Annotated in this window: 24 protein-coding genes; 10 read left to right on the top strand and 14 right to left on the bottom strand. The window is 73.4% G+C overall.

Going from position 1 to position 22975, the window contains the following annotated elements; translation table 11 throughout:
• Positions 1–36: 36 nt before the first annotated feature.
• The 5 genes from ACFY7E_RS25070 to ACFY7E_RS25050 all read right to left on the bottom strand — a co-directional run bounded on the left by ACFY7E_RS25070 (position 37) and on the right by ACFY7E_RS25050 (position 4558).
• Entirely contained in the window at positions 37–1326 is a 1290-nt protein-coding gene (locus ACFY7E_RS25070; RefSeq protein WP_389488378.1) for a DUF6986 family protein, read from the bottom strand.
• Between the two features lie 152 nt (positions 1327–1478).
• Entirely contained in the window at positions 1479–2441 is a 963-nt protein-coding gene (locus ACFY7E_RS25065; protein ID WP_389488376.1) for an electron transfer flavoprotein subunit alpha/FixB family protein, read from the bottom strand.
• An 88-nt stretch (positions 2442–2529) separates the two neighbouring features.
• Entirely contained in the window at positions 2530–3324 is a 795-nt protein-coding gene (locus ACFY7E_RS25060; protein WP_389488374.1) for an electron transfer flavoprotein subunit beta/FixA family protein, read from the bottom strand.
• 199 nt (positions 3325–3523) lie between these two features.
• A complete protein-coding gene (locus ACFY7E_RS25055; protein ID WP_389488371.1) occupies positions 3524–4048 on the bottom strand; it encodes a flavin reductase family protein in 525 nt (174 codons plus the stop codon).
• Positions 4049–4246: 198 nt separating this feature from the next.
• On the bottom strand, positions 4247–4558 hold the full coding sequence (locus ACFY7E_RS25050) for a thioredoxin family protein (RefSeq protein WP_125665075.1): 312 nt from the start codon (positions 4556–4558) through the stop codon (positions 4247–4249).
• A gap of 249 nt (positions 4559–4807) precedes the next feature.
• Here ACFY7E_RS25050 and ACFY7E_RS25045 point away from each other — a divergent pair, with 249 nt between their 5' ends.
• Positions 4808–5527, top strand: coding sequence for a lysophospholipid acyltransferase family protein (locus tag ACFY7E_RS25045; RefSeq protein ID WP_389488368.1), 720 nt, complete (start codon positions 4808–4810; stop codon positions 5525–5527).
• Here the strand turns inward: ACFY7E_RS25045 and ACFY7E_RS25040 are convergent.
• From ACFY7E_RS25040 to ACFY7E_RS25020, 5 genes are all read right to left on the bottom strand, one after another.
• On the bottom strand, positions 5514–6131 hold the full coding sequence (locus ACFY7E_RS25040) for a transglutaminase family protein (protein WP_389488367.1): 618 nt from the start codon (positions 6129–6131) through the stop codon (positions 5514–5516). The two genes, ACFY7E_RS25045 and ACFY7E_RS25040, sit on opposite strands and share 14 nt — an antisense overlap.
• Before the next feature lie 74 nt (positions 6132–6205).
• Positions 6206–7285, bottom strand: a complete 1080-nt coding sequence (locus ACFY7E_RS25035; protein WP_125665089.1) for a low specificity L-threonine aldolase — start codon at positions 7283–7285, stop codon at positions 6206–6208.
• Positions 7282–8043: an SDR family NAD(P)-dependent oxidoreductase gene (locus ACFY7E_RS25030; RefSeq protein WP_389488364.1), complete on the bottom strand. Its 762-nt coding sequence runs from the start codon at positions 8041–8043 to the stop codon at positions 7282–7284. The genes ACFY7E_RS25035 and ACFY7E_RS25030 overlap by 4 nt, the downstream gene beginning before the upstream one ends.
• Positions 8044–8087: 44 nt before the next feature.
• Entirely contained in the window at positions 8088–9494 is a 1407-nt protein-coding gene (locus ACFY7E_RS25025) for a DUF6421 family protein (RefSeq protein WP_389488362.1), read from the bottom strand.
• 173 nt (positions 9495–9667) lie between these two features.
• Complete coding sequence (locus ACFY7E_RS25020; protein WP_389488359.1) at positions 9668–10219, bottom strand: GNAT family N-acetyltransferase; 552 nt, start codon at positions 10217–10219, stop codon at positions 9668–9670.
• Positions 10220–10391: 172 nt separating this feature from the next.
• Between ACFY7E_RS25020 and ACFY7E_RS25015 the strand changes: the two genes are divergently transcribed.
• The 4 genes from ACFY7E_RS25015 to ACFY7E_RS25000 all read left to right on the top strand — a co-directional run bounded on the left by ACFY7E_RS25015 (position 10392) and on the right by ACFY7E_RS25000 (position 13626).
• Complete coding sequence (locus ACFY7E_RS25015) at positions 10392–10967, top strand: DUF5134 domain-containing protein (RefSeq protein WP_389488356.1); 576 nt, start codon at positions 10392–10394, stop codon at positions 10965–10967.
• 166 nt (positions 10968–11133) lie between these two features.
• On the top strand, positions 11134–12069 hold the full coding sequence (locus ACFY7E_RS25010) for a M56 family metallopeptidase (protein ID WP_389488353.1): 936 nt from the start codon (positions 11134–11136) through the stop codon (positions 12067–12069).
• Positions 12070–12150: 81 nt separating this feature from the next.
• Positions 12151–12825, top strand: coding sequence for a phosphatase PAP2 family protein (locus tag ACFY7E_RS25005; RefSeq protein ID WP_389488350.1), 675 nt, complete (start codon positions 12151–12153; stop codon positions 12823–12825).
• A 129-nt stretch (positions 12826–12954) separates the two neighbouring features.
• A complete protein-coding gene (locus ACFY7E_RS25000; protein ID WP_389488348.1) occupies positions 12955–13626 on the top strand; it encodes a TetR/AcrR family transcriptional regulator in 672 nt (223 codons plus the stop codon).
• Here the strand turns inward: ACFY7E_RS25000 and ACFY7E_RS24995 are convergent.
• Positions 13614–15140: an LVIVD repeat-containing protein gene (locus ACFY7E_RS24995; RefSeq protein WP_389488344.1), complete on the bottom strand. Its 1527-nt coding sequence runs from the start codon at positions 15138–15140 to the stop codon at positions 13614–13616. The genes ACFY7E_RS25000 and ACFY7E_RS24995 overlap by 13 nt on opposite strands.
• 175 nt (positions 15141–15315) lie before the next feature.
• On the opposite strand from ACFY7E_RS24995, the gene ACFY7E_RS24990 reads away from it, so the two are divergent.
• Positions 15316–15963 (top strand): DUF305 domain-containing protein, encoded by a 648-nt coding sequence (locus ACFY7E_RS24990; protein ID WP_389488342.1) that lies wholly within the window; start codon positions 15316–15318, stop codon positions 15961–15963.
• Between the two features lie 56 nt (positions 15964–16019).
• On the opposite strand, the gene ACFY7E_RS24985 is transcribed toward ACFY7E_RS24990, so the two are convergent.
• A complete protein-coding gene (locus ACFY7E_RS24985) occupies positions 16020–16376 on the bottom strand; it encodes an ArsR/SmtB family transcription factor (protein WP_383440736.1) in 357 nt (118 codons plus the stop codon).
• Positions 16377–16514: 138 nt separating this feature from the next.
• Here ACFY7E_RS24985 and ACFY7E_RS24980 point away from each other — a divergent pair, with 138 nt between their 5' ends.
• Together ACFY7E_RS24980 and ACFY7E_RS24975 are read left to right on the top strand one after the other, a co-directional pair.
• A complete protein-coding gene (locus ACFY7E_RS24980; RefSeq protein WP_389488339.1) occupies positions 16515–17597 on the top strand; it encodes an NADH:flavin oxidoreductase/NADH oxidase in 1083 nt (360 codons plus the stop codon).
• 100 nt (positions 17598–17697) lie between these two features.
• Complete coding sequence (locus ACFY7E_RS24975) at positions 17698–18780, top strand: WD40/YVTN/BNR-like repeat-containing protein (protein ID WP_389488337.1); 1083 nt, start codon at positions 17698–17700, stop codon at positions 18778–18780.
• A gap of 72 nt (positions 18781–18852) precedes the next feature.
• Here the strand turns inward: ACFY7E_RS24975 and ACFY7E_RS24970 are convergent, their stop codons facing one another.
• On the bottom strand, positions 18853–19530 hold the full coding sequence (locus ACFY7E_RS24970; RefSeq protein ID WP_062757865.1) for a uracil-DNA glycosylase: 678 nt from the start codon (positions 19528–19530) through the stop codon (positions 18853–18855).
• A gap of 108 nt (positions 19531–19638) precedes the next feature.
• Here ACFY7E_RS24970 and ACFY7E_RS24965 point away from each other — a divergent pair, with 108 nt between their 5' ends.
• Both ACFY7E_RS24965 and ACFY7E_RS24960 read left to right on the top strand, forming a co-directional pair.
• Positions 19639–20769, top strand: coding sequence for an N-acetylglucosamine kinase (locus ACFY7E_RS24965; protein WP_389488334.1), 1131 nt, complete (start codon positions 19639–19641; stop codon positions 20767–20769).
• Positions 20770–20819: 50 nt separating this feature from the next.
• Positions 20820–21743: a sirohydrochlorin chelatase gene (locus ACFY7E_RS24960; RefSeq protein ID WP_383440750.1), complete on the top strand. Its 924-nt coding sequence runs from the start codon at positions 20820–20822 to the stop codon at positions 21741–21743.
• An 82-nt stretch (positions 21744–21825) separates the two neighbouring features.
• On the opposite strand, the gene ACFY7E_RS24955 is transcribed toward ACFY7E_RS24960, so the two are convergent.
• Positions 21826–22890 (bottom strand): lactonase family protein, encoded by a 1065-nt coding sequence (locus ACFY7E_RS24955; protein WP_389488332.1) that lies wholly within the window; start codon positions 22888–22890, stop codon positions 21826–21828.
• Positions 22891–22975 lie beyond the last annotated feature (85 nt).

Below are 22975 nucleotides of genomic sequence, written 5' to 3'. Positions count from 1 at the left end.
GGCCCGGCACCGGCCGTCGGCGGGTCCGCCGTCCGGCTACTCGGCCGAGGCCGTGAGGTCGCCGCGGCGCGGGGCCGCGAAGCGGTCGAGGGCGGCGCGGGTCATGCCGGTGAGGGCGTCGACCTCGGCGGTGTCGAGGGCGCCGCAATCGATGCCGCGCAGCAGGTAGGAGCTCAGCGCCTTGGCGGTGGCCGGCTCGTCCATGACGTCGCCGCCCGCCTGGTTGGCGTAGGCGGAGAGGCGCTTGGCGGCGGCCTCGAAGCCCTCGCGGTAGAAGGCGAAGACGGCGGCGTAGCGGGTGGGGATGTGGCCGGGGTGCATGTCCCAGCCCTGGTAGTAGGCCCGGGCGAGGGCGCGGCGGGTGAGGCCGTAGTGCAGGCGCCAGGCCTCGTGGACGTGCTCGGTGGAGCCGACCGGCAGGACGTTGGTGGAGCCGTCGGAGACGCGGACGCCGGTGCCGGCGGCGGCGACCTGCATGATCGCCTTGGCGTGGTCGGCGGCCGGGTGGTCGCTGGCCTGGTAGGCGGCGGAGACGCCGAGGCAGGCGCTGTAGTCGAAGGTGCCGTAGTGCAGCCCGGTGGCGCGGCCCTCGGCGGCGCCGATCATGCGGGCGACGGCGGCGGTGCCGTCGGCGGCGAGGATGGCCTGACTGGTCTCGATCTGGATCTCGAAGCCGAGTCGGCCGGCGTCGAGGCCGTGGGCCTTCTCGAAGGCCTCCAGGAGGCGCACGAAGGCGGTGACCTGCTCGGGGTAGGTGACCTTGGGGAGGGTGAGGACGAGGCCCTCGGGGAGGCCGCCGTTCTCCAGGAGGCCGGTGAGGAAGACGTCGGTGGTGCGGATGCCCCGGTCGCGTACGGCGGCCTCCATGCACTTCATCCGGATGCCCGTGTACGGGGCGGCGGTGCCCCGCGCGTACGCCTCGGAGATCAGCCGGGCGGCGCGGGCGGCGTCCCGGTCCTCGTCGTCGCCCCCGTAGCCGTCCTCGAAGTCGACCCGGAGGTCCTCGATCGGCTCGCGCTCCAGCTTGGCCCGCACACGGCCGTACACGTCCTCGGCGAGGTCGTCGGAGAGGCCGAGGACGGCGGCGAAGGAGGCGGCGTCGGGGGCGTGCTCGTCGAGGGCGGCGAGGGCCTGGTCGCCCCAGGAGCGGACGGTGCCGGCGTCGAAGACGTTGCCGGGGACGTAGACGGTGTGGACGGGCTGGCGGGTGCCGGGGTCGCCCGGGTAGCGGCGGTCCAGCTCGGCGTCCACCTCGGCGAGGGAGGCGCTGATGCCCTCGCTGACCGCGCCCGCGAGGCTCGTCGACACCTTCTCCTGCTGACCCATCCCACTATCCTCCTGTTTTCCGCTGCACGGAATCAACAATCCGTATGGTGAAGTTAACCGGCGGTCGGAGCTGAGTCAATGGGTGTCCGAAACGGCCGGGGGCCGCACGGTGAGAGTTCACCGTGCGGCCCCCGGCCCGACAGAACCGCAGGTCAGCCCTTGCGGGTCTTGACCTCTTCGGTCAGCTGCGGGACGACGTCGAAGAGGTCGCCCACCACGCCGTAGTCGACGAGCTCGAAGATCGGCGCCTCGGCGTCCTTGTTGACCGCGACGATCGTCTTCGAGGTCTGCATGCCCGCGCGGTGCTGGATCGCGCCGGAGATGCCGGACGCGATGTACAGCTGCGGCGAGACCGACTTGCCGGTCTGGCCGACCTGGTTGGAGTGCGGGTACCAGCCGGCGTCCACCGCGGCGCGCGAGGCGCCGACGGCCGCGCCGAGCGAGTCGGCGAGGGCCTCGATGATCGCGAAGTTCTCGGCGCCGTTGACGCCGCGGCCGCCGGAGACCACGATCGCGGCCTCGGTCAGCTCGGGGCGGCCGGTCGACTCGCGCGGGGTGCGCGAGGTGACCTTGGTGCCGGTAGCGAGGGCGCCGAAGGAGACCGACAGGGCCTCGACGGTGCCGGCGGCCGGGGCGGCCTCGACGGGGGCCGAGTTCGGCTTGACCGTGATGACCGGGGTGCCCTTGGAGACGCGGGACTTGGTGGTGAAGGAGGCGGCGAACACGGCCTGCGTCGCGACCGGGCCCTCGTCGCCGGCCTCCAGGTCCACGGCGTCGGTGATGACGCCGGAGCCGATGCGGACCGCGAGGCGGGCCGCGATCTCCTTGGCCTCGGCCGAGGAGGGGACCAGGACGGCGGCCGGGGAGACGGCGTCGTGGGCGGCCTGGAGGGCGTCGACCTTGGGGACGACGAGGTAGTCGGCGAACTCGGGCGCGTCGGCGGTCAGGACCTTGACCGCGCCGTGCTCGGCGAGGGCCGGGGCGGTGTCGGCGGCGCCGTTGCCGAGGGCGACGGCGACCGGGTCGCCGAGGCGGCGGGCGAGCGTCAGCAGCTCCAGGGTGGGCTTGCGGACGGCTCCGTCGACGTGGTCGACGTAGACGAGGATCTCAGCCATGGGGATTCGGTCTCCTGCGAAGGTGAGGGGGAGGTGTGAGCGGCTCGCGCGAGCCCCGGGAGGGCTCCCGGCTCGCGCGGCTGAAGCCTCAGATGAACTTCTGGCTCGCGAGGAACTCGGCGAGCTGCTTGCCGCCCTCGCCCTCGTCCTTGACGATCGTGCCGGCCGTGCGGGCCGGACGCTCGGTGGCGGAGTCGACCGCGGTCCACGCGCCCTCCAGACCCACTTCCTCGGCCTCCAGGTCGAGGTCGGAGAGGTCCAGGGACTCCACCGGCTTCTTCTTGGCGGCCATGATGCCCTTGAAGGACGGGTAGCGCGCCTCGCCCGACTGGTCCGTCACGGAGACGACGGCCGGGAGGGAGGCCTCCAGCTGCTCGGAGGCGGCGTCGCCGTCGCGGCGGCCGGTGACCGTACCGTTGGGGCCACCCTCGATCTTGACCTCGGAGAGCAGGGTGACCTGCGGAACGCCCAGGCGCTCGGCGAGGATCGCGGGCAGGACGCCCATGACGCCGTCGGTGGAGGCCATGCCGGCGATGACCACGTCGTAGCCGGTCTTCTCGATGGCCTTGGCGAGCACCAGCGAGGTGCCCATGACGTCGGAGCCGTGCAGGTCGTCGTCCTCGACGTGGACCGCCTTGTCGGCGCCCATGGACAGCGCCTTGCGCAGCGCGTCCTTGGCGTCCTCGGGGCCGACCGTGAGCACGGTGACCTCGGCGTCGTCCGCCTCTTCCGCGATCTGCAGGGCCTGCTCGACCGCGTACTCGTCGAGCTCCGACAGCAGGCCGTCGACGTCGTCGCGGTCCACCGTCAGGTCATCGGCGAAGTGCCGGTCGCCGGTGGCGTCGGGCACGTACTTCACACAGACAACGATCCTCAAGCTCACGCCGGCTCTCCTACTGCATCGTCATAACTGGGCTGCCTTGTTGCTCGCAGCATAGGCGCCTGAAGGGCGGGTTTCCGGTCGGGGCGCCGGACGCCCCGACCGAAATATTACTCGCCAGTACACCCAGTTCGTTACCGCTGAGCAAGCGCTCAGCCGTGTGACCTTGCCAACGCGCGGAGAGCGGCGCGTACGGGAACTCTCAGTCGCGCAGCGCGTTGAAGCGCCCGTGGTGGTAGAGGAGCGGCCGGCCCGCCCCGTCCGGGTCGCCCGCGACCGCCTCCGCGATGACGATCCGGTGGTCCCCGGCGGGCACCCGGGCCACGACGCGGCACACCAGCCAGGCGAGGACGTCGTCGAGCACGGGCACCCCCTCGGGTCCGGCGCTCCAGCGGGTCCCCTCACCGAAGCGGTCGGCGCCGCTGCGCGCGAAGGTGGCGGCCAGGTCCTGCTGGTGCTCACCGAGTATGTGCACGCCGATGAACTCGGCCTCGGAGACCACCGGCCAGGAGGAGGACGTGGTGCCCACACCGAAGGAGATCAGGGGCGGTTCGGCGGCAACGGAGTTGAGCGAGGTCGCGGTGAACCCCACGGGGCGCTCGCCGTGCGCGGTGACGACCGCGACGCCGGCGGCGTGCCGGCGGAAGACGGAGCGGAGCAGATCGGGAGAGGCCTGCCGGGGCGCGCCGATCGTGGGAACGGTGCGGAGCTCGGGCGAAACCGTCATGGAATTGTCCTTCTGCGAGGGCGGCATGAGAGGAGTCCTGGGGTGGGTCAGACGCCCGGACAGCGCGCGCTCGCGTTGCGGGCCAGGTCCACGTGGGCCCGGCCGTAGAGAAGGAGTTCCAGAGTCACCCCGTCAGGGTGACGATCGGTGGCGGTTGCAGTCAAGTGCGTACCGCGATGTGGGAGGAGGGTCACCGCGTCAGACCGCCCGGCCCAGGGCCGCGATGACGTCCGCCCTGCGGGGCTGTCCGGCGGCCCGGCGGACGACCCGGCCGGTCCGGTCGAGGACGAGCACGGTGGGGGTGCGCGCGACGCCGAGCGCGCGCACGAGGTCGAGCCGCTCCTCGGCGTCGATCTCGACGTGTCCCACGCCGGGCACCATCGCGGCGACCTCGGCGAGGGTGCGGCGGGTCGCCCGGCAGGGCTGGCAGAAGGCGGTCGAGAACTGGACCAGGGTGGCCCGCTCCCCCAGCTCGGCGCCGAGCACCTCCGGTCCCAGGACCTCGCTCATCCCGCTCCCTCTCTTCCTCCGCGTCCGTACACGTCTGTTCCGCGCGTCACGGGGTACAGCATCACGGAGCGGGCGTTCGATTCCCGTTCCGGCCACCGCGAGTGACGAGAATCTCGCCGCACGACGGCGCTCGGGCTGGTCACAGCGTCCCCCATGGGGCACGATCTGCCCGAAGCCGAAAACCTACGGCCGCGTAACTTCGCCGGGAGAACCCTCCCCGGACAAGCAGGAAGAAGGGGTTCCTCTCCGATGGCAGAACTCGTCTATCGGCCGGTCATCGGCGCCGCCCTGACCATGTTCAAGGCGCTGGACCTGAAGATCGACACACAGGGTTCGGAGCACATCCCGCGGACCGGCGGAGCCGTCCTGGTCAGCAATCACATCAGCTACCTGGACTTCATCTTCACCGGCCTCGCCGCGCTGCCGCAGAAGCGTCTGGTGCGCTTCATGGCGAAGGACTCGGTCTTCCGGCACAAGGTCTCGGGCCCGCTCATGCGCGGCATGAAGCACATCCCGGTGGACCGCTCCCAGGGCGAGCACGCCTACAAGCACGCCCTGGAGTCGCTGCGGTCCGGCGAGATCGTCGGCGTCTTCCCCGAGGCGACCATCTCCCAGTCCTTCACGCTCAAGGGCTTCAAGACGGGTGCGGCGCGCCTCGCGCAGGAGGCGGGCGTCCCACTGATCCCGATGGCGCTGTGGGGCACCCAGCGGGTCTGGACGAAGGGCCGGCCGCGGAACTTCAAGCGGAACCACATCCCGGTGACGATCCGCGTCGGCGAGGCCATGGAGGCCCCCACCGACCAGTACGCGGGCGCCATCACCCGGCGGCTGCGCGAGCGCGTCCAGGAGCTCCTGGAGGCCGCGCAGCGCGCCTACCCGGTCCGCCCCAAGGACGCGGGCGACACCTGGTGGGTGCCCGCGCACCTCGGGGGTACGGCTCCGACGCCGGCGCAGGTCAGGGAAGCCTGACCGGCCCGAGCTCCGCGGGGAGCGTCCGCTTCAGGCGGGTCAGGTCGGGGGCGGCCCTCAGGGCCGCCAGGACCGCCGGGTGGGGCTCGGCGTGGAGCAGCGGGTAGTCCACCTCGCCGAGTTCCGGCCGTACGGGCCACGCGAGGCGTTCCTCCCCGAGGGAGAAGCGGGCGTCGACGCCCGGCACGTTGCCCCTCGGGTCCTGGCGGGCCCAGTCCCGCTCCCCCGGCAGCAGGACGGCGGTGAGGCCGTGCACCACGGGGTGGGACCCGTCGTCGTCGGTGAGCCGCTGGTAGCAGAGGGCGGCCGGGATGCCCCGGGCCCGCAGCAGCGCCGCGTAGGCGATCGACTTGGCGTAGCAGATGCCGGTGCGCAGCTCCAGGACGTCGGAGGCGCGCCAGGTGACGCGGGGGTCGCCGGTGTCCATGGAGTGCGGGACGGCGTCGCGGATGTACACGAAGGCGGCTTCGGCGTATGAGTATGCGCCGGGATGCTCGGCGGAGAGCCGGTCCGCCCTCTCCCGTACGCGCGGGTGCTCGTGATCGACGGCCTCACCGGCGGCGAGGTAGGCGTTGACGTTCGGGTCCTGCTGGATGAGTTCCATGCGGGACGACCCTACGAAGACGGCCGGACGGAGTCAATGACTTTCCGTCCGTCCGTATATTTATTCAATCCGAGCTAGCGGGCCAGCTCTTCCTTCAGTGCCTGGAGGAAGGCGTCCACGTCGTCCTCCGTGGTGTCGAAGGCGCACATCCAGCGCACGTCGCCGGCGGCCTCGTCCCAGAAGTAGAAGCGGAAGCGCTCCTGGAGCCGGCGGCTCACCTCGTGCGGGAGGCGGGCGAAGACCGCGTTGGCCTGGACCGGGTAGAGGATCTCCACCCCGTCGAGGGCGCGCACGCCGGCCGCGAGGCGCTGGGCCATCGCGTTGGCGTGGCGGGCGTTGCGCAGCCAGAGGTCCTTCGCGAGCAGCGCCTCCAGCTGCACCGACACGAACCGCATCTTCGACGCGAGCTGCATGGACAGCTTGCGCAGGTGCTTCATGTGGCTGACCGCGTCGGGGTTCAGCACGATCACGGCCTCGCCGAAGATCATGCCGTTCTTGGTGCCGCCGTACGAGAGCACGTCCACGCCCACCGCGTTGGTGAAGGCGCGCATGGGCACGTCGAGCGAGGCGGCGGCGTTGGCTATCCGGGCCCCGTCGAGGTGCACCTTCATGCCCTTGGAGTGGGCGTGCTCCACGATCGCGCGGATCTCGTCCACCGTGTAGACGGTGCCCAGCTCGGTGTTCTGGGTGATCGAGACGACCTGGGGCATGGCCCGGTGCTCGTCCTCCCAGCCCCAGGCCTGCCGGTCGATCAGCTCGGGGGTGAGCTTGCCGTCCGGGGTCGGCACGGTGAGCAGCTTGAGGCCGCCCATCCGCTCCGGCGCGCCGCCCTCGTCCACGTTGATGTGGGCGGACTCGGCGCAGATCACGGCGCCCCAGCGGTCGGTGAGCGCCTGGAGGGCGGTCACGTTGGCCCCGGTCCCGTTGAAGACCGGGAAGGCCTCGGCGCCCGGACCGAAGTGGCTGTGCACGATCCGCTGGAGGTGGTCGGTGTACTGGTCCTCGCCGTAGGCGACCTGGTGGCCTTCGTTGGCGAGGGCGAGGGCCGCGAGGACCTCGGGGTGGGCGCCGGCGTAGTTGTCGCTGGCGAAGCCCCGGACCGACGGGTCGTGGTGACGACGCGCGTCGGTCCTGGGGCCGAGGGCCGCGGTCACGGCTTGGGGGTCAGCCACAGACGCTGTCCATTCACTTCCTGGGCGGGCTTGTCCCACAGGCCGGCGATCTCCGCGGCCAGGTCGTCGACGTCGGTGAAGCCCGCGAACTTCGCGCTGGGGCGCTCGGCGCGCATCGCCTCGTGCACCAACGCCTTGACCACCAGGATCGCAGCCGCCGCCTGCGGGCCGTCGTCGCCCCCCAGCTTGCGGAAGGAGTCCGCCATGGCCAGGGTCCAGGCCTCGGCCGCCGCCTTGCCCGCGTTGTACGCGGCGTTCCCCGCGACCGGCTTGTGGGCGCCGGCCTGGCTGATCAGGGCGTAGCGGCCGCGGCCGCCCGCGCGGAGCAGCGGGTCGTGGAAGGCGAGCGAGGTGTGCTGGACCGTGCGGATCAGGAGCTTCTCCAGGAAGTCCCAGTCCTTGAGCTCGGTCTCCGTGAAGGAGGGGCTGCCGCGCCAGCCGCCGACGAGGTGGACCAGGCCGTCGATCCGGCCGAACTCCTTCTCGGTCTTGGCGGCCCAGTCGCGGGTGGCGGCGAGGTCGAGCAGGTCGACGGTGTCGCCGACGACCGTGGCGCCGCCGTGCGCGTAGCGGGCCGCGTCGACGGCCTCCGCGAGGCGGGCCGGGTCGGCGTCGGACGCGATCACGGTCGCGCCCGCCTCGGCGAGCCGCAGCAGCGTGGCGCGGCCCGCGGGTCCGGCCGCACCGGCGACCGCGATGACGGCGCCGTCGAGCGGCCCGCCGTTTCCGTCGGCGTTCATGGGCACCGTCTCCTCCGTCTTACCCGGGTGCTCGGCAGGAGCGCTCACGCGGCGGCCCGCTCGGTGCGCGGGGCGCCGGCGGCGGTGATCCCCTTGGTGTCGGCGATCACGCCCTTCAGCTTCTTGGCGAGGGCCTCGAAGAACATGCTGAGCGGAAACTCGTCCGGAAGCACGTCGTCGACGAGCTTGCGCGGCGGCAGGGAGAGGTCGAGGGCGTCGGGGCCCTTGGCCCACTTCGAGCCCGGGTGCGGGGCGAGGTAGGTGGAGACCAGCTCGTACGCCTTGAACCAGTGGACGAGCTTGGGGCGGTCGATGCCGTCGCGATAGAGCTTCTCGATGTCGGCGCAGAGCTGGTTGGTGACCTCGGGGGCCCGCTGCCAGTCGATCTTGAGCGTGTTGTCCGTCCAGCGCACCACGTCGTGCTTGTGGAGGTACGCGAAGAGGAGCTGGCCGCCGAGGCCGTCGTAGTTGCGGTTCCGGTCGCCGGAGAGCGGGAAGCGGAACATGCGGTCGAAGAGGACGGCGTACTGCACGTCACGGCCGTGCGTGTTGCCCTCGGCCTCCAGCTTCACGGCCTCCTTGAAGGCGGTGAGGTCGCAGCGGAGCTCCTCCAGGCCGTACATCCAGAAGGGCTGGCGCTGCTTGATCATGAAGGGGTCGAAGGGCAGGTCGCCATGGCTGTGGGTGCGGTCGTGGACCATGTCCCAGAGGACGAAGGCCTTCTCGCAGCGCTCCTGGTCGTCGATCATGGCGGCGATGTCGGCGGGCAGGTCGATGCCCAGGGTGTCGACGGCGGCCTCGGTGACCTTGCGGAAGCGGGCGGCCTCGCGGTCGCAGAAGATGCCGCCCCAGCTGAAGCGCTCGGGGGCCTCGCGGACGGCGATGGTCTCCGGGAAGAGGACGGCCGAGTTGGTGTCGTACCCGGCGGTGAAGTCCTCGAAGGTGATGCCGCAGAAGAGCGGGTTGTCGTAGCGGGTGCGCTCCAGGTCGGCGAGCCACTCGGGCCAGACCATGCGGAGCACGACCGCTTCGAAGTTGCGGTCCGGGTTGCCGTTCTGCGTGTACATCGGGAAGAGCACGAGGTGCTGGAGCCCGTCGGCGCGGTCGGCGGCCGGCTGGAAGGCGAGCAGCGCGTCCAGGAAGTCCGGCACCGCGAAGCCGCTCTCGGCCCACTTGCGCAGGTCGGAGACGAGGGCGCGGTGGTAGGCGGCGTCGTGCGGGAGGAGCGGGGAGAGCTGCTCGACCGCGGCGACCACCCGGTCGAGGGTCAGCTCGACGAGGGAGCGGGCGGGGGCGTCCCCGGCCTCGAAGTCGATGGATCCGTCCGCGCGCTGCCAGGCGCGGATCTCCTCCACGGCACTCTTGAGCTCGGGCCAGGCCGGGTGGTCGATCACCCGGGCGTCGGTGGATATCCCCCCACCGGTCACGTCCTGCACAAGAATTTCCGTCATGCCTCTTCCTCCACAGGAGAACCTCGCGTCAAGACACCGTATACATCGACGCTTCTCCCCCACAAGAGGAGCAAGGGAAATTATCCTGCGCGACCCCCCTGTCGACAGAAGTTTTTCCTGTCGACCAAGGGTGAGGCCATGCTTCCGCCATCCCGGCCCTTCAGGGTCCCGGTTCACACCAGGGGCTTGACCAGCAGCTCGAACTCCAGGTCGTCGCGCTGGGGCACGCCGAAGCGCTCGTCGCCGTAGGGGAACGGCGTCGTGCGGCCCGTCCGCCGGTAGCCGCGCCGCTCGTACCAGGCGATCAGCTCCTCGCGCACGGAGATCACCGTCATGTGCATCTCGCTCACGTCCCACAGCTCGCGCACCCGGCGCTCGGCCTCCGCGATGATCCGCTTGCCGAGGCCCGCGCCCTGGAGCTCGGGGCGGACGGCGAACATGCCGAAGTAGGCGGCCCCGCCGCGGTGCTCCAGCTGGCAGCAGGCGACGGTCTCGCCGTCCCGCTCGACGACCAGGAGGCGGCTGCCGGGGGCGGTGATGACGGCGGCCACGCCCTCGGGGTCGGTGCGCTGCCCCTGGAGGATGTCCGCCTCCGTGGTCCAGCCGGCCCGGCTGGCGTCGCCCCGGTAGGCCGACTCCACGAGCGGGACGAGGACGGGGACGTCCTCCAGGACCGCTTCGCGGTAGCTGATCCGGCCGGTCTCCTGGGACGTGGCGGTGTCCATGTACGGGGGCTCCCCTCGGGCGTCGACGATCGGCGTGCGCGATCGCCCCGAGCCTAACGCGCGCGCCTTTCGCTCCCCCTCGTACGCCCGTACGCAACCGTGCGCTCGCGTACCCCTCCGGGGAGGCGGGCACCTTCCCCCGGGGGGAACGGTGTCGAGGGGGAGGTGTGCCGTGCACGGACCGGCGCTGTCCGGGTGGCTGCTGGCCGCCCTGTGCGCGGTGACGGGCCTGTACTGCCTGCTGCGGACGCGCGCGTGCGCCGGGGAGGAGCGGCGGGCGGCGGGCGGCGAGGCGGTGATGGGGTTCGGGATGGCGTTCATGGCGCTGCCCGCGGCGGTCCTGACGCCGCCGGGGTGGAGCTGGGCGGTGTACGCGGCGGTGTTCGGCGCGACGGCGCTGCACGGCCTGCTCGCCGTCCGGCGCGGCGGTCACCACCTGCACCACCTGGTGGGCTCGCTCGCCATGGTCTACATGGCGGTGGCGATGGCCGCTCCGGGCGCACCGGGGGCGCACGCGGGGCACGCGGCGGCGGGCGCGGGGGGCATACCCGTGCTCACGGGCGGGCTCCTCCTCTATTACGTGGTGTACGTGCTGCGCGCGGGGGCGCGGCTCGTCCCGGCGACGGCGCCCGCGGGCGGTCCCGCGCCGACGGGCGGCGGGACGGCCCGGGCGGGCGGGTCGGAGATGACGCTGGCGTGCCGTCTGTCGATGGCGCTGGGCATGGTGGCGATGCTCGTGACGCTCTGAGGGCTCCGAGGGGGCGCGGGGGCAGGAAGGGACCCGAGGGGGGCGGGACGAGGCCGGACTGGACTGGGCGGGGCGGGGCGGGGTGGGGGGCAACGAAACCGTGGCGTACGTCACTTGCTCTCCGTGCCCGTACCCCCGGCCGGTACCGCGCTCATAGGCTGGCGCCATGTGGGTCTCCCTCGTGCTGTTCCTGCTCGGCCTCCTGACCGCCCTCGCGGCCCCCCGGCTGCTGTCCCGGGCGGACTGGGTCGAGCGAGAACCCGTGGTGGCCCTGTGGGTGTGGCAGTGCGTGGTGGCCGCCGTCCTGCTGAGCTTCGCGCTCTCCATGACGTTCAGCGCGTCCGTCGCCTGGCAGGCCGTACGGGGGCAGGTCTTCGCGCCCGCGCCGAGCGCCGTGATCGAGGCGTACGAGCTCGGCACGAGCGGCCCCTGGTCCGCGGTGCTCGCGGTGGCCCTCGCGGCCGGCGGGGTGTGGTCCGGGGCGATGCTGGGCCGGGAGATCGGCCGGGCCAGGGCCCGGCGCCGGCAGCGCCGCTGCGACCTGCTCGTCCGCGCGCCCCTGATGCCCGGGGAGGAGCCGAGCGGCGAGCGCCTGGTGGTCCTGGAGGGCGAGCGGGCGGACGCCTGGTGGCTGGCGGGGCCCACGCCCCAGCTGGTCATCACCACGGCGGCGCTGCGCCGGTTGAAGGGGCGTCAGCTGGACGCGGTCCTGGCGCACGAGCAGGGCCACGCCCGCGCCCGGCACGACTGGCTGCTGCACTGCTCGGCGGCGCTGGCCGCCGGTTTCCCGGGGATCCCCGTCTTCACGGCCTTCCGCGAGGAGATGCACCGCCTGGTGGAGCTGGCCGCCGACGACGTGGCCTCGCGCCGGTTCGGCCGTCTGACGATCGCGCTCGCGCTGGTCGAACTGAACGAGGAGCGGGGGGTGTTCGGTCCCGGCCCGACCCCGGGCGCGGGCCTGCCCCAGCGGGTGAACCGCCTCCTGACCGCGGCGCCCCGGCTCACCGCCGGACGCCGGCTGCGCCTGACGGCGGCCGCGGCCCTGGTGCCCGTGGTCCCGGTGTTCGTGGCCTTCGTCCCGGCCCTGCGCGCGCTGGGCTAGAAGCTTCACGGCGGATGCTCCGGGAGACGCGCGGGGTGCGTGAGGGATCGTACGGGGGCGGTCCTGGGGCAGGATCGGCCCATGCGCTCCTCCGCCGTGGTCTCCGGAGTCCTGTCCGTCCTGCTGCTCGCGCTCGTCGCCGCCGGGTGGTCGCCGCTGCTCTCCTTCGACCGGTCGGTCGCCGAGGAGCTGCACCGCGGCGCCGTCGCCCACCCCGGCCTCACCCGGGTCAACCGCGTCCTGAGCGACTGGGTCTGGGACCCGTTGACGATGCGCGCCCTGGCCGCCGGCACCGCGGTGCTGCTGTGGTGGCGGAGGGAGCGGCGGCTCGCCCTGTGGGTGGTCGGGACGAGCGTCCTCGCCGTGCTGCTCCAGCAGGGCCTGAAGGCGCTGGTCGGGCGGGCGCGGCCCCAGTGGCCCGACCCGGTCGACTCGGCGCACTACGCGGCCTTCCCGTCCGGGCACGCGATGACGGCGACGGTCACCTGCGGGCTGCTCCTCTGGGTCCTCGCGCTGCACTGGCGGGACGGGTGGCGCGGCTGGGGCGCGCTCGCGGGCGCCGCGGTCGTCTCGGTGCTCGGGGTGGGCTGCACCCGGGTCTACCTGGGCGTGCACTGGCCCTCGGACGTCGTCGGGGGCTGGCTCCTCGGCTGGTTCTGCGTGGCCGTGGCGATCCTCGCGCACCGCGGGACCGAGCGGCGCGGCGCGCGGGCCGGCGGCGGGGACGGGAGCGGCGGAACGGGAGGAGAACGATGAAGCCGCCTGTTCTGGACGATCCCCCGTGTCGCCCAGAACAGACGGCTTCCCCGGCGGTCCGCCACGGAGGCAGGCCGACGGGATGCGCCGAGTATATTGGCCGGCAGCCAGTCAACGCAGGAGTCCAGCATGTCCCCGCGTAGCCCATCGGTCAATGAAGAGCTTCGGCGACGTTCCCGGGAGCGCATTCTGCAGGCCACCGTGGAGCTCGTCGACACCAAGGGCTACGAGGCGACCACGCTCGGCGACATCGCGGAACGGGCCGGCACGGCGCGGGGTCTGATCTCGTACTACTTCCCGGGCAAGCGGCAGCTGCTCCAGTCGGCGGTGCACCGGCTGATGCACCTCACGCTGGAGGCGGCGCTCGAACGCGAGCCGCGCACGGAGGACGGCCGGGAGCGGCTCGCCCGCGCGATCGACGCGATCCTGGGGCTCGCGGTGGAGCGCCCTACCCTGATGCGGACCCACATGGCGGGCATCCTTCAGGCCGAGGGCTTCGTGCGGTGCGAGGAGCAGCAGCGCCTCGCCCTCCTGCTGCGCGACACCGTCGAGCGGTACGGATCCGAGGACGTGGACACGGAGTATCCGCTGCTGCGGGCGCTGCTGATGGGCGCGGTGGTGGCGGTGCTGCTGCCGGGGGCCCCGATGCCGTGGACGCGGCTGCGGTCGGAGCTGTTCGTGCGGTACGGGCTGGACTGGGGGCTGGGCGCGCCGCCGGACGGGGGTCCGCCCGACGGCGCGCCGTCGTTCAGGTCGCCGACGGGCCGTGAGGGCCTCGGCGGGCCGGTTCAGTCGAAGTAGTCCGGCTGCGTCTGGACGTTGAGCTCGTCCAGGCGGATCCGCTTCGCGGGGTCGGTGAGGCGGTCGGAGATCCTGAGGACGTCGAAGCCCTTGGCGATGTCGTTCGAGTAGATGTGACCGTTGTAGTAGTACGCGGACCACGAGCCGCCGACCGACAGGGAGGTCTCGGAGAGAGGGCCGCGCTCGAAGTAGGCGATCTCCCTCGGCTCGGCCGAGTTCGTGAAGTCCCAGACGGAGACGCCGCCCTGGTACCAGGCCTGGACCATGAGGTCCTTGCCCTTGACCGGGATCAGGGAGCCGTTGTGGGCGACGCAGTTCTCGGTGGCGGCCTGGTGGCGCGGGATCTTGAAGTAGCCGCGGAAGACGAGCTTGCGCTTCTTGCCCTTGCCGACGATGTCGTAGATGCCGTCGGCGCCCCGGTTGGGGCCGACCTCGGCGTTGCAGGTGGCCGCGCCGCCGCCGCCGAGCTCGTCGGTGAAGACGACCTTGTTCGCCTTCTGGTTGAAGGTCGCGGAGTGCCAGAACGCGAAGTTGACGTTGTCCTGGACGCGGTCGATCACCCGGGGCCGCTCGGGGTCCGAGATGTCGAAGAGGATGCCGTCGCCCATGCAGGCGCCGGCCGCGAGGTCCTTCTCGGGCAGCACGGTGATGTCGTGGCAGCCGGTGGTCTTGGAGACGCCCGGGTTGGTGGGGGAGCCCGGATTGCCGCCGCCGTCCGGGCCCTCGCCCGGGAAGAGGACGGGGAAGCCGACGAGCCTGGCCTGCTGGGGCGCCTTGCGGGGCACCTTGATGACCGAGATGCCGTCGTGCGGGCGCCGGCAGTCCGGCAGGTTGTCGCCGGGGCCGTACGAGGAGACGTAGATGTACACGTCCTTGCGCTGCGGCACGATCGTGTGGGTGTGGGAGCCGCAGGCGGTCTCGACGGAGGCGACGTACTTCGGGTTCGCGATGTCGCTGATGTCGAAGATCTTCATGCCCTCCCAGGACTCCTTGACGGTGGCGGGCTGTGTGGTGCTCGCGCAGGAGTCGTCGCTCCGGGAGGAGTCGGTGGAGAGGAAGAGCAGGTCCCCGGAGACCGAGATGTCGTTCTGGGAGCCGGGGCAGAGGACCTGGGCGACGGTCCTCGGGGACTTCGGCCTGCTGATGTCGAAGATCCGGAAGCCGTCGTAGTTGCCGGCGAAGGCGTAGTCGCCCTGGAAGGCGAGGTCCGTGTTGAAGCCCGGCAGCGCGTCCTTGGGGATGTTCGCGAGGTGCTCGATGTTCCGGGTGTGGACGATCTCGTCCACGCCGGGTATCTCGCCGCTCCGGATCGCGGAGCGCGCGCCGGCGGCCTGTTCCGAGGAGACCGCGGTCCGCCCGGGGGCGTCTCCGGGGTCGGGGATGGCGGCCACGGGTCCGGCGGCGAGCAGCGTGGCCAGCAGTCCGGCCGCGGCGGATGCCACGCCCAGGCGTCTGATCCGTCCGCGCGGGTCGCGCGCGGTGGTCGTGGTACGCGGGGTACGCAACGAAGTCACTCCGTCCTCCCTGGTGTCCGTTCGGTCCCGAACGGGTGTGGGACCCCGGCAGTATGTTCCTTGCCGTGCACATCTCAACAGATGGCAACACAGACGTGATGAAGGATTCCGGTCGGTCGCCCGGAGAAAAGTGCTGGGAACGGTCCCGGTCCCGCAAGAACACCTGGAGGACGCGTTGTTGATCCGCCGTCAGCGTGCCGTGGTCGCCGCGGCCCTGTCCGCCGTCGCCGTACTCGCCCTGGCCGCCTGCGACTCGGCGCCGGACGAGGGGTCGCCGCGGGCGGCCCCGACCGGGGGCACCGTTCTCGCGCCGGGGAAGCCGGGCGAGCCGGCCCGGCGGATCAGCCCGGAGGAGGCCGCCCGGCTGCTGCCCGACGAGAGCCCGAACGGCGCGGACTTCCGGTACGTCCAGATGATGATCGTGCACCACCGGCAGGCCCTGACGATGACGGAACTGGTGCCGGGGCGGGCGGAGTCGGTCGGGGTCAGGAAGGTCGCCGAACGCATCTCGGCCGCGCAGAAGCCGGAGATCGGCGCGATGGAGGGGTGGCTGGAGAACAACGGCGGGCCGCGCGAGCAGGGGGCGCACGATCACCACTCGATGTCGGGCATGGCCACGGAGGCCCAGCTGGCCGAGTTGCGGAAGGCCCGGGGGAAGGCCTTCGACGCGCTCTTCCTGAAGCTCATGATCACGCACCACCAGGGGGCCGTGACGATGGCGGCGGAGCTGCTGGGCGCGGGCAACAACGGCCTCGTGGAGGAGATGGCGAACGACGTGATCGCCCAGCAGTCGTCGGAGATCAACCGGATGCGTTCGCTGTAGGGCCCCTCCGGCCCCGGCCCGCCGGGCGGGCCCCGGGAACGGGCACCCTCCGGCCGTCAGGCGGTTGCGCCCCCGTCACGGCCGGTCTGGGCCTCCGCCGCCGCGAGGACGGTGTCGAGGAGGCCGGGGAAGAGCGCGTCGAGGTCCTCCCTGCGCAGGGCGTTGAGCTTCGCCGTGCCCCGGTACACCTGCCGGACGACCCCGCTCTCGCGCAGCACCCGGAAGTGGTGGGTCGTCGTGGACTTGGTCACCGGCAGGTCGAAGTACGAGCAGCTCAGTTCGGCGTCCTCGCGCGCCATGTCCCGCACGATCCGCAGGCGCACCGCGTCCGCGAGCGCGTGCAGCACGTCCTCGAGGCGGATCTGGTCGCGCGCGGGGTGTTCGAGAACGCGCGGGCTGGTGGTGGTCGTCATGGCGGCGGCTCCACTTCTCCGGGAAGAAGCCATTGTACGAGGGAACTCGTAGTTTGACGGATGCCGTAGTACGGTGAGTATCGTACGAGCGTCTTCGCGGCTTTTCCGCGACCGAGGCACCCCGAAACGGAGTCCGTCATGAGCGTCGCCCTGTTCGAGCCCTTCACCCTGCGGTCCCTGACCTTCCCCAACCGGGTCTGGATGGCGCCCATGTGCCAGTACTCGGCGGAGACGACCGGACCCGACGCGGGGGTCGCCCGTGACTGGCACTTCGCCCACTACGCGGCCCGCGCCACCGGCGGCGCCGGACTGATCCTGGTCGAGGCGACCGCCGTCGCCCCCGAGGGCCGCATCAGTCCGGCGGACCTCGGCCTCTGGAACGACACGCAGACCGAGGGGCTGCGGCGGATCGCCGGCTTCCTCAAGGAGCACGGCACCGTGCCCGGCATCCAGATCGGTCACGCCGGCCGCAAGGCGTCGACCGACCGCCCCTGGGAGGGCCGGGGGCCCGTCGCGCCCGGCGGCGACGGCTGGCAGCCCGTCGGCCCCAGCCCGGTCCCGTTCGCCGAGGACCACCCGGTGCCGACCGAGCTGACCGAGGAGCGGATCCGGGAGATCACCGGGCAGTTCGCGGACGCGGCCCGCCGCGCCCTGGCGGCCGGGTTCGAGGTCGTCGAGGTGCACGGCGCCCACGGCTACCTCATCGGCGAGTTCCTCTCCCCGCACAGCAACCACCGCACGGACGCCTACGGCGGCTCCTTCGAGAACCGGACCCGCTTCGCCCTGGAGGTCGTCGACGCGGTGCGGGCCGTGTGGCCCGAGGACCTGCCCGTCTTCTTCCGGATCTCGGCCACCGACTGGCTGGAGGAGCGGGGCTGGACGGTCGACGAGACCGTGCGGTTCGCCGCGCTGCTGCGCGAGCACGGCGTGGACCTGCTCGACGTCTCCAGCGGCGGCAACGGCGGACCGGCCCGGATCCCGGTGGGTCCCGGCTACCAGGTGCCCTTCGCCGCCCGCGTCAGGGCGGAGACCGGCCTGCCCGTGGCCGCCGTCGGCCTCGTCACCGAGAGCGGACAGGCCGAGAAGATCGTCGCCAACGGCGAGGCCGACGCGGTCCTCCTGGGCCGCGAGCTGCTCCGCGACGCCTCCTGGCCCCGCCGCGCCGCCCGCGAGCTGGGCGCGGAGACCCACGCGCCGTCGCAGTACGCCTGGGCGATCTGACGGGGCCCGGGGAGGCCCGAGGGCGCGTCCCGGAGGCGTTGTCAGTGGGTGGGTGCAGACTGACCGTATCCGTGACAAAGGCGTCCTGGAGGTGGCAGCCATGCCCGACGTACTCCTCACCGTGGGAACCCGCAAGGGCCTCTTCATCGGCCGAAGGCACGACGGACGATGGGAGTTCGGGGAACCGGCGTTCCCCGCGCAGGCGGTGTACTCGGTCGCCGTCGACACCCGGGGGCCGACCCCGCGACTGCTCGTCGGCGGGGACAGCGCCCACTGGGGGCCGTCCGTCTTCCACTCCGACGACCTCGGCCGGAGCTGGACGGAGCCGGCCCGGCCGGCCGTGCGCTTCCCCGAGGACACCGGGGCCTCCCTGGAGCGCGTCTGGCAGCTGCACCCGGCGCCGAAGCACTCCCCCGGCGTGGTGTACGCGGGGACGGAGCCGGCCGCGCTCTTCCGGTCGGCGGACGGCGGCGAGTCCTTCGAGCTGGTCCGCCCGCTGTGGGAGCACCCGACCCGGTCGCGGTGGGTGCCCGGCGGGGGCGGCGAGGCCGTGCACACCGTGGTCACCGACCCCCGCGACCCCGACGCGCTCGCGGTCGCGGTGTCGACCGCCGGGGTGTTCCGGTCGCGGGACGGCGGGGCGGCGTGGGAGCCCTCCAACGAGGGCGTGTCCGCGGTGTTCCTGCCGGATCCGCACCCCGAGTTCGGGCAGTGCGTCCACAAGATCGCCCAGGACGCGGGCGATCCGGACCGGCTCTACCTCCAGAACCACTGGGGCGTCTTCCGCAGCGACGACGCGGGCGCCGTCTGGTCCGACATCGGCTCGGGACTCCCCTCCGACTTCGGTTTCGCGGTCGCCGCGCACCCCCACCGCCCCGACACCGCCTACCTCTTCCCCATCACGGCGGACTCCGACCGGGTGCCCGCCGGCCGCCGGTGCCGGGTCTACCGCACGACCGACGCCGGGGACACGTGGGAGCCGCTGTCGGCCGGGCTGCCCGAGGGCGACCACTACGGCACGGTGCTGCGGGACGCGCTGTGCACGGACGACGCGGACCCGGCGGGCGTCTACTTCGGCAACCGGAACGGCGAGGTGTACGCGAGCGAGGACGACGGGGACACCTGGCGCCTCCTCGCCGAGCACCTGCCGGACGTGCTGTGCGTGCGGGCGGCGGTGGTCTGAGACAGGCGCACGGCGGTGGCCCGGGGCGCCCGGACGGCGGTGGCCCGGGGCGCGCCGCCTCCGGAGGCCGGGTCAGGGCAGGCGCCAGTCCACCGGCTGCGCGCCCAGGCCGAGCAGGAGTTCGTTGGCGCGGCTGAAGGGCCGGGAGCCGAAGAAGCCCCGGTCCGCCGACATCGGGGAGGGGTGCGCGGACTCGACCGCCGGGAGGCCGTTCAGGAACGGGCGGGTGTTGCGGGCGTCGCGGCCCCACAGGATCGACACCAGGGGCTTGCCCCGGGCCGCGAGGGCGCGGATCGCCTGCTCGGTGACCTCCTCCCAGCCCTTGTCCCGGTGGGCGCCCGGCTTGCGCGGGGCGGTGGTCAGCGCCCTGTTGAGGAGCAGGACGCCCTGGCGGGTCCAGGGGGTCAGGTCGCCGTTGGACGGCCGGGGCAGGCCCAGGTCGGTGTGCAGCTCCCGGAAGATGTTCTCCAGGCTGCCGGGCAGGGAGCGAACCTCGGGCGCGACCGCGAAGCTCAGTCCGATCGCCATTCCCGGCGTGGGGTAGGGGTCCTGACCCACGATCAGGACCCTCACGTCGTCGAAGGGCTGCTGGAAGGCCCGCAGGACGTTCGGTCCCGAGGGGAGGTACGTACGGCCCGCGGCGATCTCCGCCCGCAGGAAGTCGCCCATCGCCGCCACCCGTCCCGCGACGGGGCTCAGGGCCTCCGCCCAGCCGGGCTCCACCAGTTCACTCAAAGGTCGCGCTGTCACGGTCCGTCACTCTACCGGCCTACAGTGACAACGGGCCCGGACGTCCGCCGGGCCCCGCGCCCGCCCCCTTCCGACCGCTTCGGACCACTTCCGCGAGGACGGTGCACCTTGGTCTCCGTGAACGAACCCCCGGCCGCTACGAACGGTCTGGTCGTCGGTGTCGACTCCGGTGGTTCGGGGCTGCGGATCGCCCTGGCCGACGCCGCGACCGGCACGGTCCTCGGCGGCCGCGCGTCGCGCGAGCCGGTGCGGACCGGGCCGGGCGGGATCTCCGCCGCCCACCTCCTGGAGCAGGTCCTGCCGGCCGTCCGCGCCCTGGCGGCGCCCCTCGGCGGGCGGCCGGTGCTCGCCGCGGCCGTGGGCGCCGCCGGCATGGCGACCCTCGGGGACGAGCTGCGGGCCGAACTGCCGGGCGCGTTCGCGGCGGCGTGGGGGGTGCGGCGGCTCGCGCTCGCGGCCGACGCGGTCACCGCGTACGCGGGGGCGCTGGGACAGCGGCCGGGCGCGGTCGTCGCGGGCGGCACGGGGATGATCGCGCTCGGCACGGACCTGGTGACCTGGCGGCGGGCCGACGGCTGGGGGCACCTCCTGGGCGACTGCGGCAGCGGCGCCTGGATCGGCCGGGCGGGCCTGGAGGCGGCGATGCGCGCGTACGACGGGCGGCGCGGCGGTTCGGCGGCGCTCCTGGGCCGGGCCGAGAAGCTGTTCGGGCCGGTGGCGGGCCTGCCGGGCGTGCTCTATCCCCGTACGGACCGGCCCGCGGTGCTCGCCTCCTTCGCGCCCGAGGTGGGGCGCTGCGCGCCGGAGGACCCGGTGGCGGCGGACATCCTCGCGCGGGCCGGTGCGCACGTCGCGGAGGCGGCCGGTGCCGTGTGCCCGGCCGGGTCCGGGGCCCTGGTGGCCCTGACCGGGGGCCTGTTCAGGATGGGCGACCCCCTGCTCGTGCCCCTGCGGGCCGCGCTCGGGGAGCTGCTTCCGCACGCCCGGACGGTGGAGGCCGCGGGGGATCCGCTGGCCGGGGCGGTCGCCCTCGCCTCGGCGCTCGCCACCGGGACGTTGCGGCTGCCGGAGGACCCGGCGCTGCTCCGGCTGTTCGGCGAAGGGGGGCTCGTGGCGGGGCGTCCGCCCAGGTGGGGGCCGATGCGGCGGGTCGGGGACGGCCGGGCGCGGGCGGAGGCGGGCCGGAGGGAAACGACAGTGACGCAGGGGACCGGACATAGGGGGACAGAAGACGCGTGACCGCACCTCAGCGAACGGCGGCGGGGGCGAAACCAGTAGCATGCGGCGCCATGAGCTCCCCCACTGGGCCTGCTTCCGGCCTGCCTGTACGAATGCCTCGACCCCGCCAGTCCGGGCGGCACCGTCGCCCCGAACCCGCGGCGGCGCCCGAGGGCGCTCCCGCACTGGTTCTCGCCGTTCCCGGCGTGCCGTCCGCCGCCATACGCTCGCTGGCCGAAGAGGTCGTGAGCATCGCCCGGTCCGAGCTGCCCGGCCTGGAGGCCGCGATCGGCTTCCTGGAGGGCGACGACGCCGAGTTCCCGTCCCTGGCCGGTGTGCTGACGGCCGTCGAGGCGCTGCGCACCCAGCGGTACGAGCTGGCCGTGGCCGCCGGCCGCGAGGTCGCCGCCCCGGCGGGTCCGGCCGCGGTCGTCGTCCCGCTGCTCGCCGGTCCCGACAGCGCCCAGACGCGCCGGGTCCGCCAGGCCGTGATGGACGGCGGCAACACCGCCGAGCTGACCGACGTCCTCGGCCCGCACCCGCTGCTCGCGGAGGCGCTGCACGTGCGCCTGTCGGAGGCGGGCCTGGCCCGCGCCGACCGCGCCCGCCTGTTCACGGTCACGACGGCCGCCGACGGCATCATCCTGGCCACGGTCGGCGGCGAGGAGGCCGTGCAGGCCGCCGGGATCACCGGCATGCTGCTCGCCGCGCGCCTCGCCGTGCCGGTGATCGCCGCCGCGCTCGACCAGGAGGGCTCGATCGCCTCCGTCGCCGATCAGCTGCGCGCCGCGGGCTCGGAGCAGCTGGCCCTCGCGCCGTACCTGATCGGCCCCGAGCTGGCCGAGGGGCTCCTCGACGAGGCCTCGAAGGAGGCCGGGTGCGCCGCCGCCGAGCCGCTGGGCGCCTACCCGGCGATCGGCAAGCTGGTGCTCTCGCAGTACTCGGCCGCGCTGGGCATCCCGCCGCAGCAGCCGCAGGGCGCGCCCGCGCTCTGAGGGCCGCGACGCCGTTCGCCGCTTCCACGGAAGGGCCCGCACCGGATGGTGCGGGCCCTTCGTCGTGTCCGGGGCAGGGGGCTCAGCCCAGGACGACGCAGGAGGCCGCCGGGGCCTCGATCGCGCCCGCGCGGACCGGAACGCCGGTCCCGGGGTCGAGGGCGAACCAGGTGACGTCGCCGGAGCGCTCGTTCGCCGCGTACAGGTGCCGTCCCGAGGGGGCGAGGGTCAGGTCGCGGGGCCAGGTGCCGCCGCAGGGCACGGTGGCGGTCAGCTCGGCCCTCGCCCCGTCCGGGTCGAGGGCGAGGACGGCGAGGGTGTCGTCGCCGCGGACGGCGGCCCAGAGGAAGCGCCCGTCGGGGGCGACGACCACCTCGGAGGGATGGCTGGGGCCGGGGGCGCCCTCGGGGACGACGCGGGTCTCGCCGAGCGGTTCGAGGGTGCCGGTCTCGGCGTCCCAGCGGCAGACGGTGAGGACGGGCTCCAGCTCGTGCAGCACGTACGCGTGCGTGCCGGACGGGTGGAAGGCGAGGTGGCGCGGTCCGGTGCCGGGGCGCAACGCGGTCTCGGCGTGGAAGGAGGGCTCCTCGGTCGCGGGGTCGAGCGCGTGGATCCACACGGAGTCGGTGCCGAGGTCCACGCTCAGGGCCCAGCGGCCGCTGGGGTCGGGGAGCACCTGGTGGGCGTGCGGGCCGCTCTGGCGGTCCGCGACGGGGCCGCTCCCCTCGTGGCGCAGGACCGCCGTGGCGGGGCGGACGGTGCCGTCGACGGCCAGGGGCAGGACGGTGACGCTGCCGGAGGTGTAGTTGGCGGTCAGGACGTGCCCCCCGGCCAGGGAGAGGTGGGTGGGTCCGGAGCCGTCGACGGGGACGGGGGCGCCGAGCGGCCGGGGCTCGGGTCCGGTGACGTCGAAGGCGGTCACGGCGCCCTCGTCGGTCTCGGACACGGCGTACAGCAGGGGCCCCGCGAGGGCGAGGAAGGACGGGTCGGCGACGGCGTCGCTCGCGCCGGTGACGGTGAGCGCGCCCGTCCCGGGGTCCACGTCGGCGGCGAGGACCCCGCGTCCGCCCGCCGAGGTGAAGGAGCCGATCCAGGCCCGTACCGCGCCCTCGTGCTCCCCGTTCCGGACCGTTCCTGTGTCGCCCACGGCGTCTCCCCTGTCCCGGCGCCGGCCTCGTCCGGCCGGCCGTTCCGCGGCCGACGGTAGCAGGGGTCTAGACCAAGGGGCCGGA

The organism is Streptomyces sp. NPDC012825 (genome assembly GCF_042900925.1).
Taxonomy (GTDB): Bacteria; Actinomycetota; Actinomycetes; order Streptomycetales; family Streptomycetaceae; genus Streptomyces.
This window is presented reverse-complemented; position numbering and strand designations above follow the sequence as displayed.

Bases quoted from the DNA above. Each gene is read 5' to 3' on its own strand.
- ACFY7E_RS24985 (WP_383440736.1), bottom strand. From the start codon at position 16,376: ATGACGACCACCACCAGCCCGCGCGTTCTCGAACACCCCGCGCGCGAC.
- ACFY7E_RS25005 (WP_389488350.1), top strand. From the start codon at position 12,151: ATGCGCTCCTCCGCCGTGGTCTCCGGAGTCCTGTCCGTCCTGCTGCTC.
- ACFY7E_RS24975 (WP_389488337.1), top strand. From the start codon at position 17,698: ATGCCCGACGTACTCCTCACCGTGGGAACCCGCAAGGGCCTCTTCATC.
- ACFY7E_RS25040 (WP_389488367.1), bottom strand. From the start codon at position 6,131: ATGGAACTCATCCAGCAGGACCCGAACGTCAACGCCTACCTCGCCGCC.
- ACFY7E_RS25010 (WP_389488353.1), top strand. From the start codon at position 11,134: ATGTGGGTCTCCCTCGTGCTGTTCCTGCTCGGCCTCCTGACCGCCCTC.
- ACFY7E_RS25000 (WP_389488348.1), top strand. From the start codon at position 12,955: ATGTCCCCGCGTAGCCCATCGGTCAATGAAGAGCTTCGGCGACGTTCC.
- ACFY7E_RS25025 (WP_389488362.1), bottom strand. From the start codon at position 9,494: ATGACGGAAATTCTTGTGCAGGACGTGACCGGTGGGGGGATATCCACC.
- ACFY7E_RS25020 (WP_389488359.1), bottom strand. From the start codon at position 10,219: ATGGACACCGCCACGTCCCAGGAGACCGGCCGGATCAGCTACCGCGAA.
- ACFY7E_RS25070 (WP_389488378.1), bottom strand. From the start codon at position 1,326: ATGGGTCAGCAGGAGAAGGTGTCGACGAGCCTCGCGGGCGCGGTCAGC.
- ACFY7E_RS24960 (WP_383440750.1), top strand. From the start codon at position 20,820: ATGAGCTCCCCCACTGGGCCTGCTTCCGGCCTGCCTGTACGAATGCCT.
- ACFY7E_RS24980 (WP_389488339.1), top strand. From the start codon at position 16,515: ATGAGCGTCGCCCTGTTCGAGCCCTTCACCCTGCGGTCCCTGACCTTC.
- ACFY7E_RS25045 (WP_389488368.1), top strand. From the start codon at position 4,808: ATGGCAGAACTCGTCTATCGGCCGGTCATCGGCGCCGCCCTGACCATG.
- ACFY7E_RS25030 (WP_389488364.1), bottom strand. From the start codon at position 8,043: ATGAACGCCGACGGAAACGGCGGGCCGCTCGACGGCGCCGTCATCGCG.
- ACFY7E_RS25050 (WP_125665075.1), bottom strand. From the start codon at position 4,558: ATGAGCGAGGTCCTGGGACCGGAGGTGCTCGGCGCCGAGCTGGGGGAG.
- ACFY7E_RS25055 (WP_389488371.1), bottom strand. From the start codon at position 4,048: ATGACGGTTTCGCCCGAGCTCCGCACCGTTCCCACGATCGGCGCGCCC.
- ACFY7E_RS25065 (WP_389488376.1), bottom strand. From the start codon at position 2,441: ATGGCTGAGATCCTCGTCTACGTCGACCACGTCGACGGAGCCGTCCGC.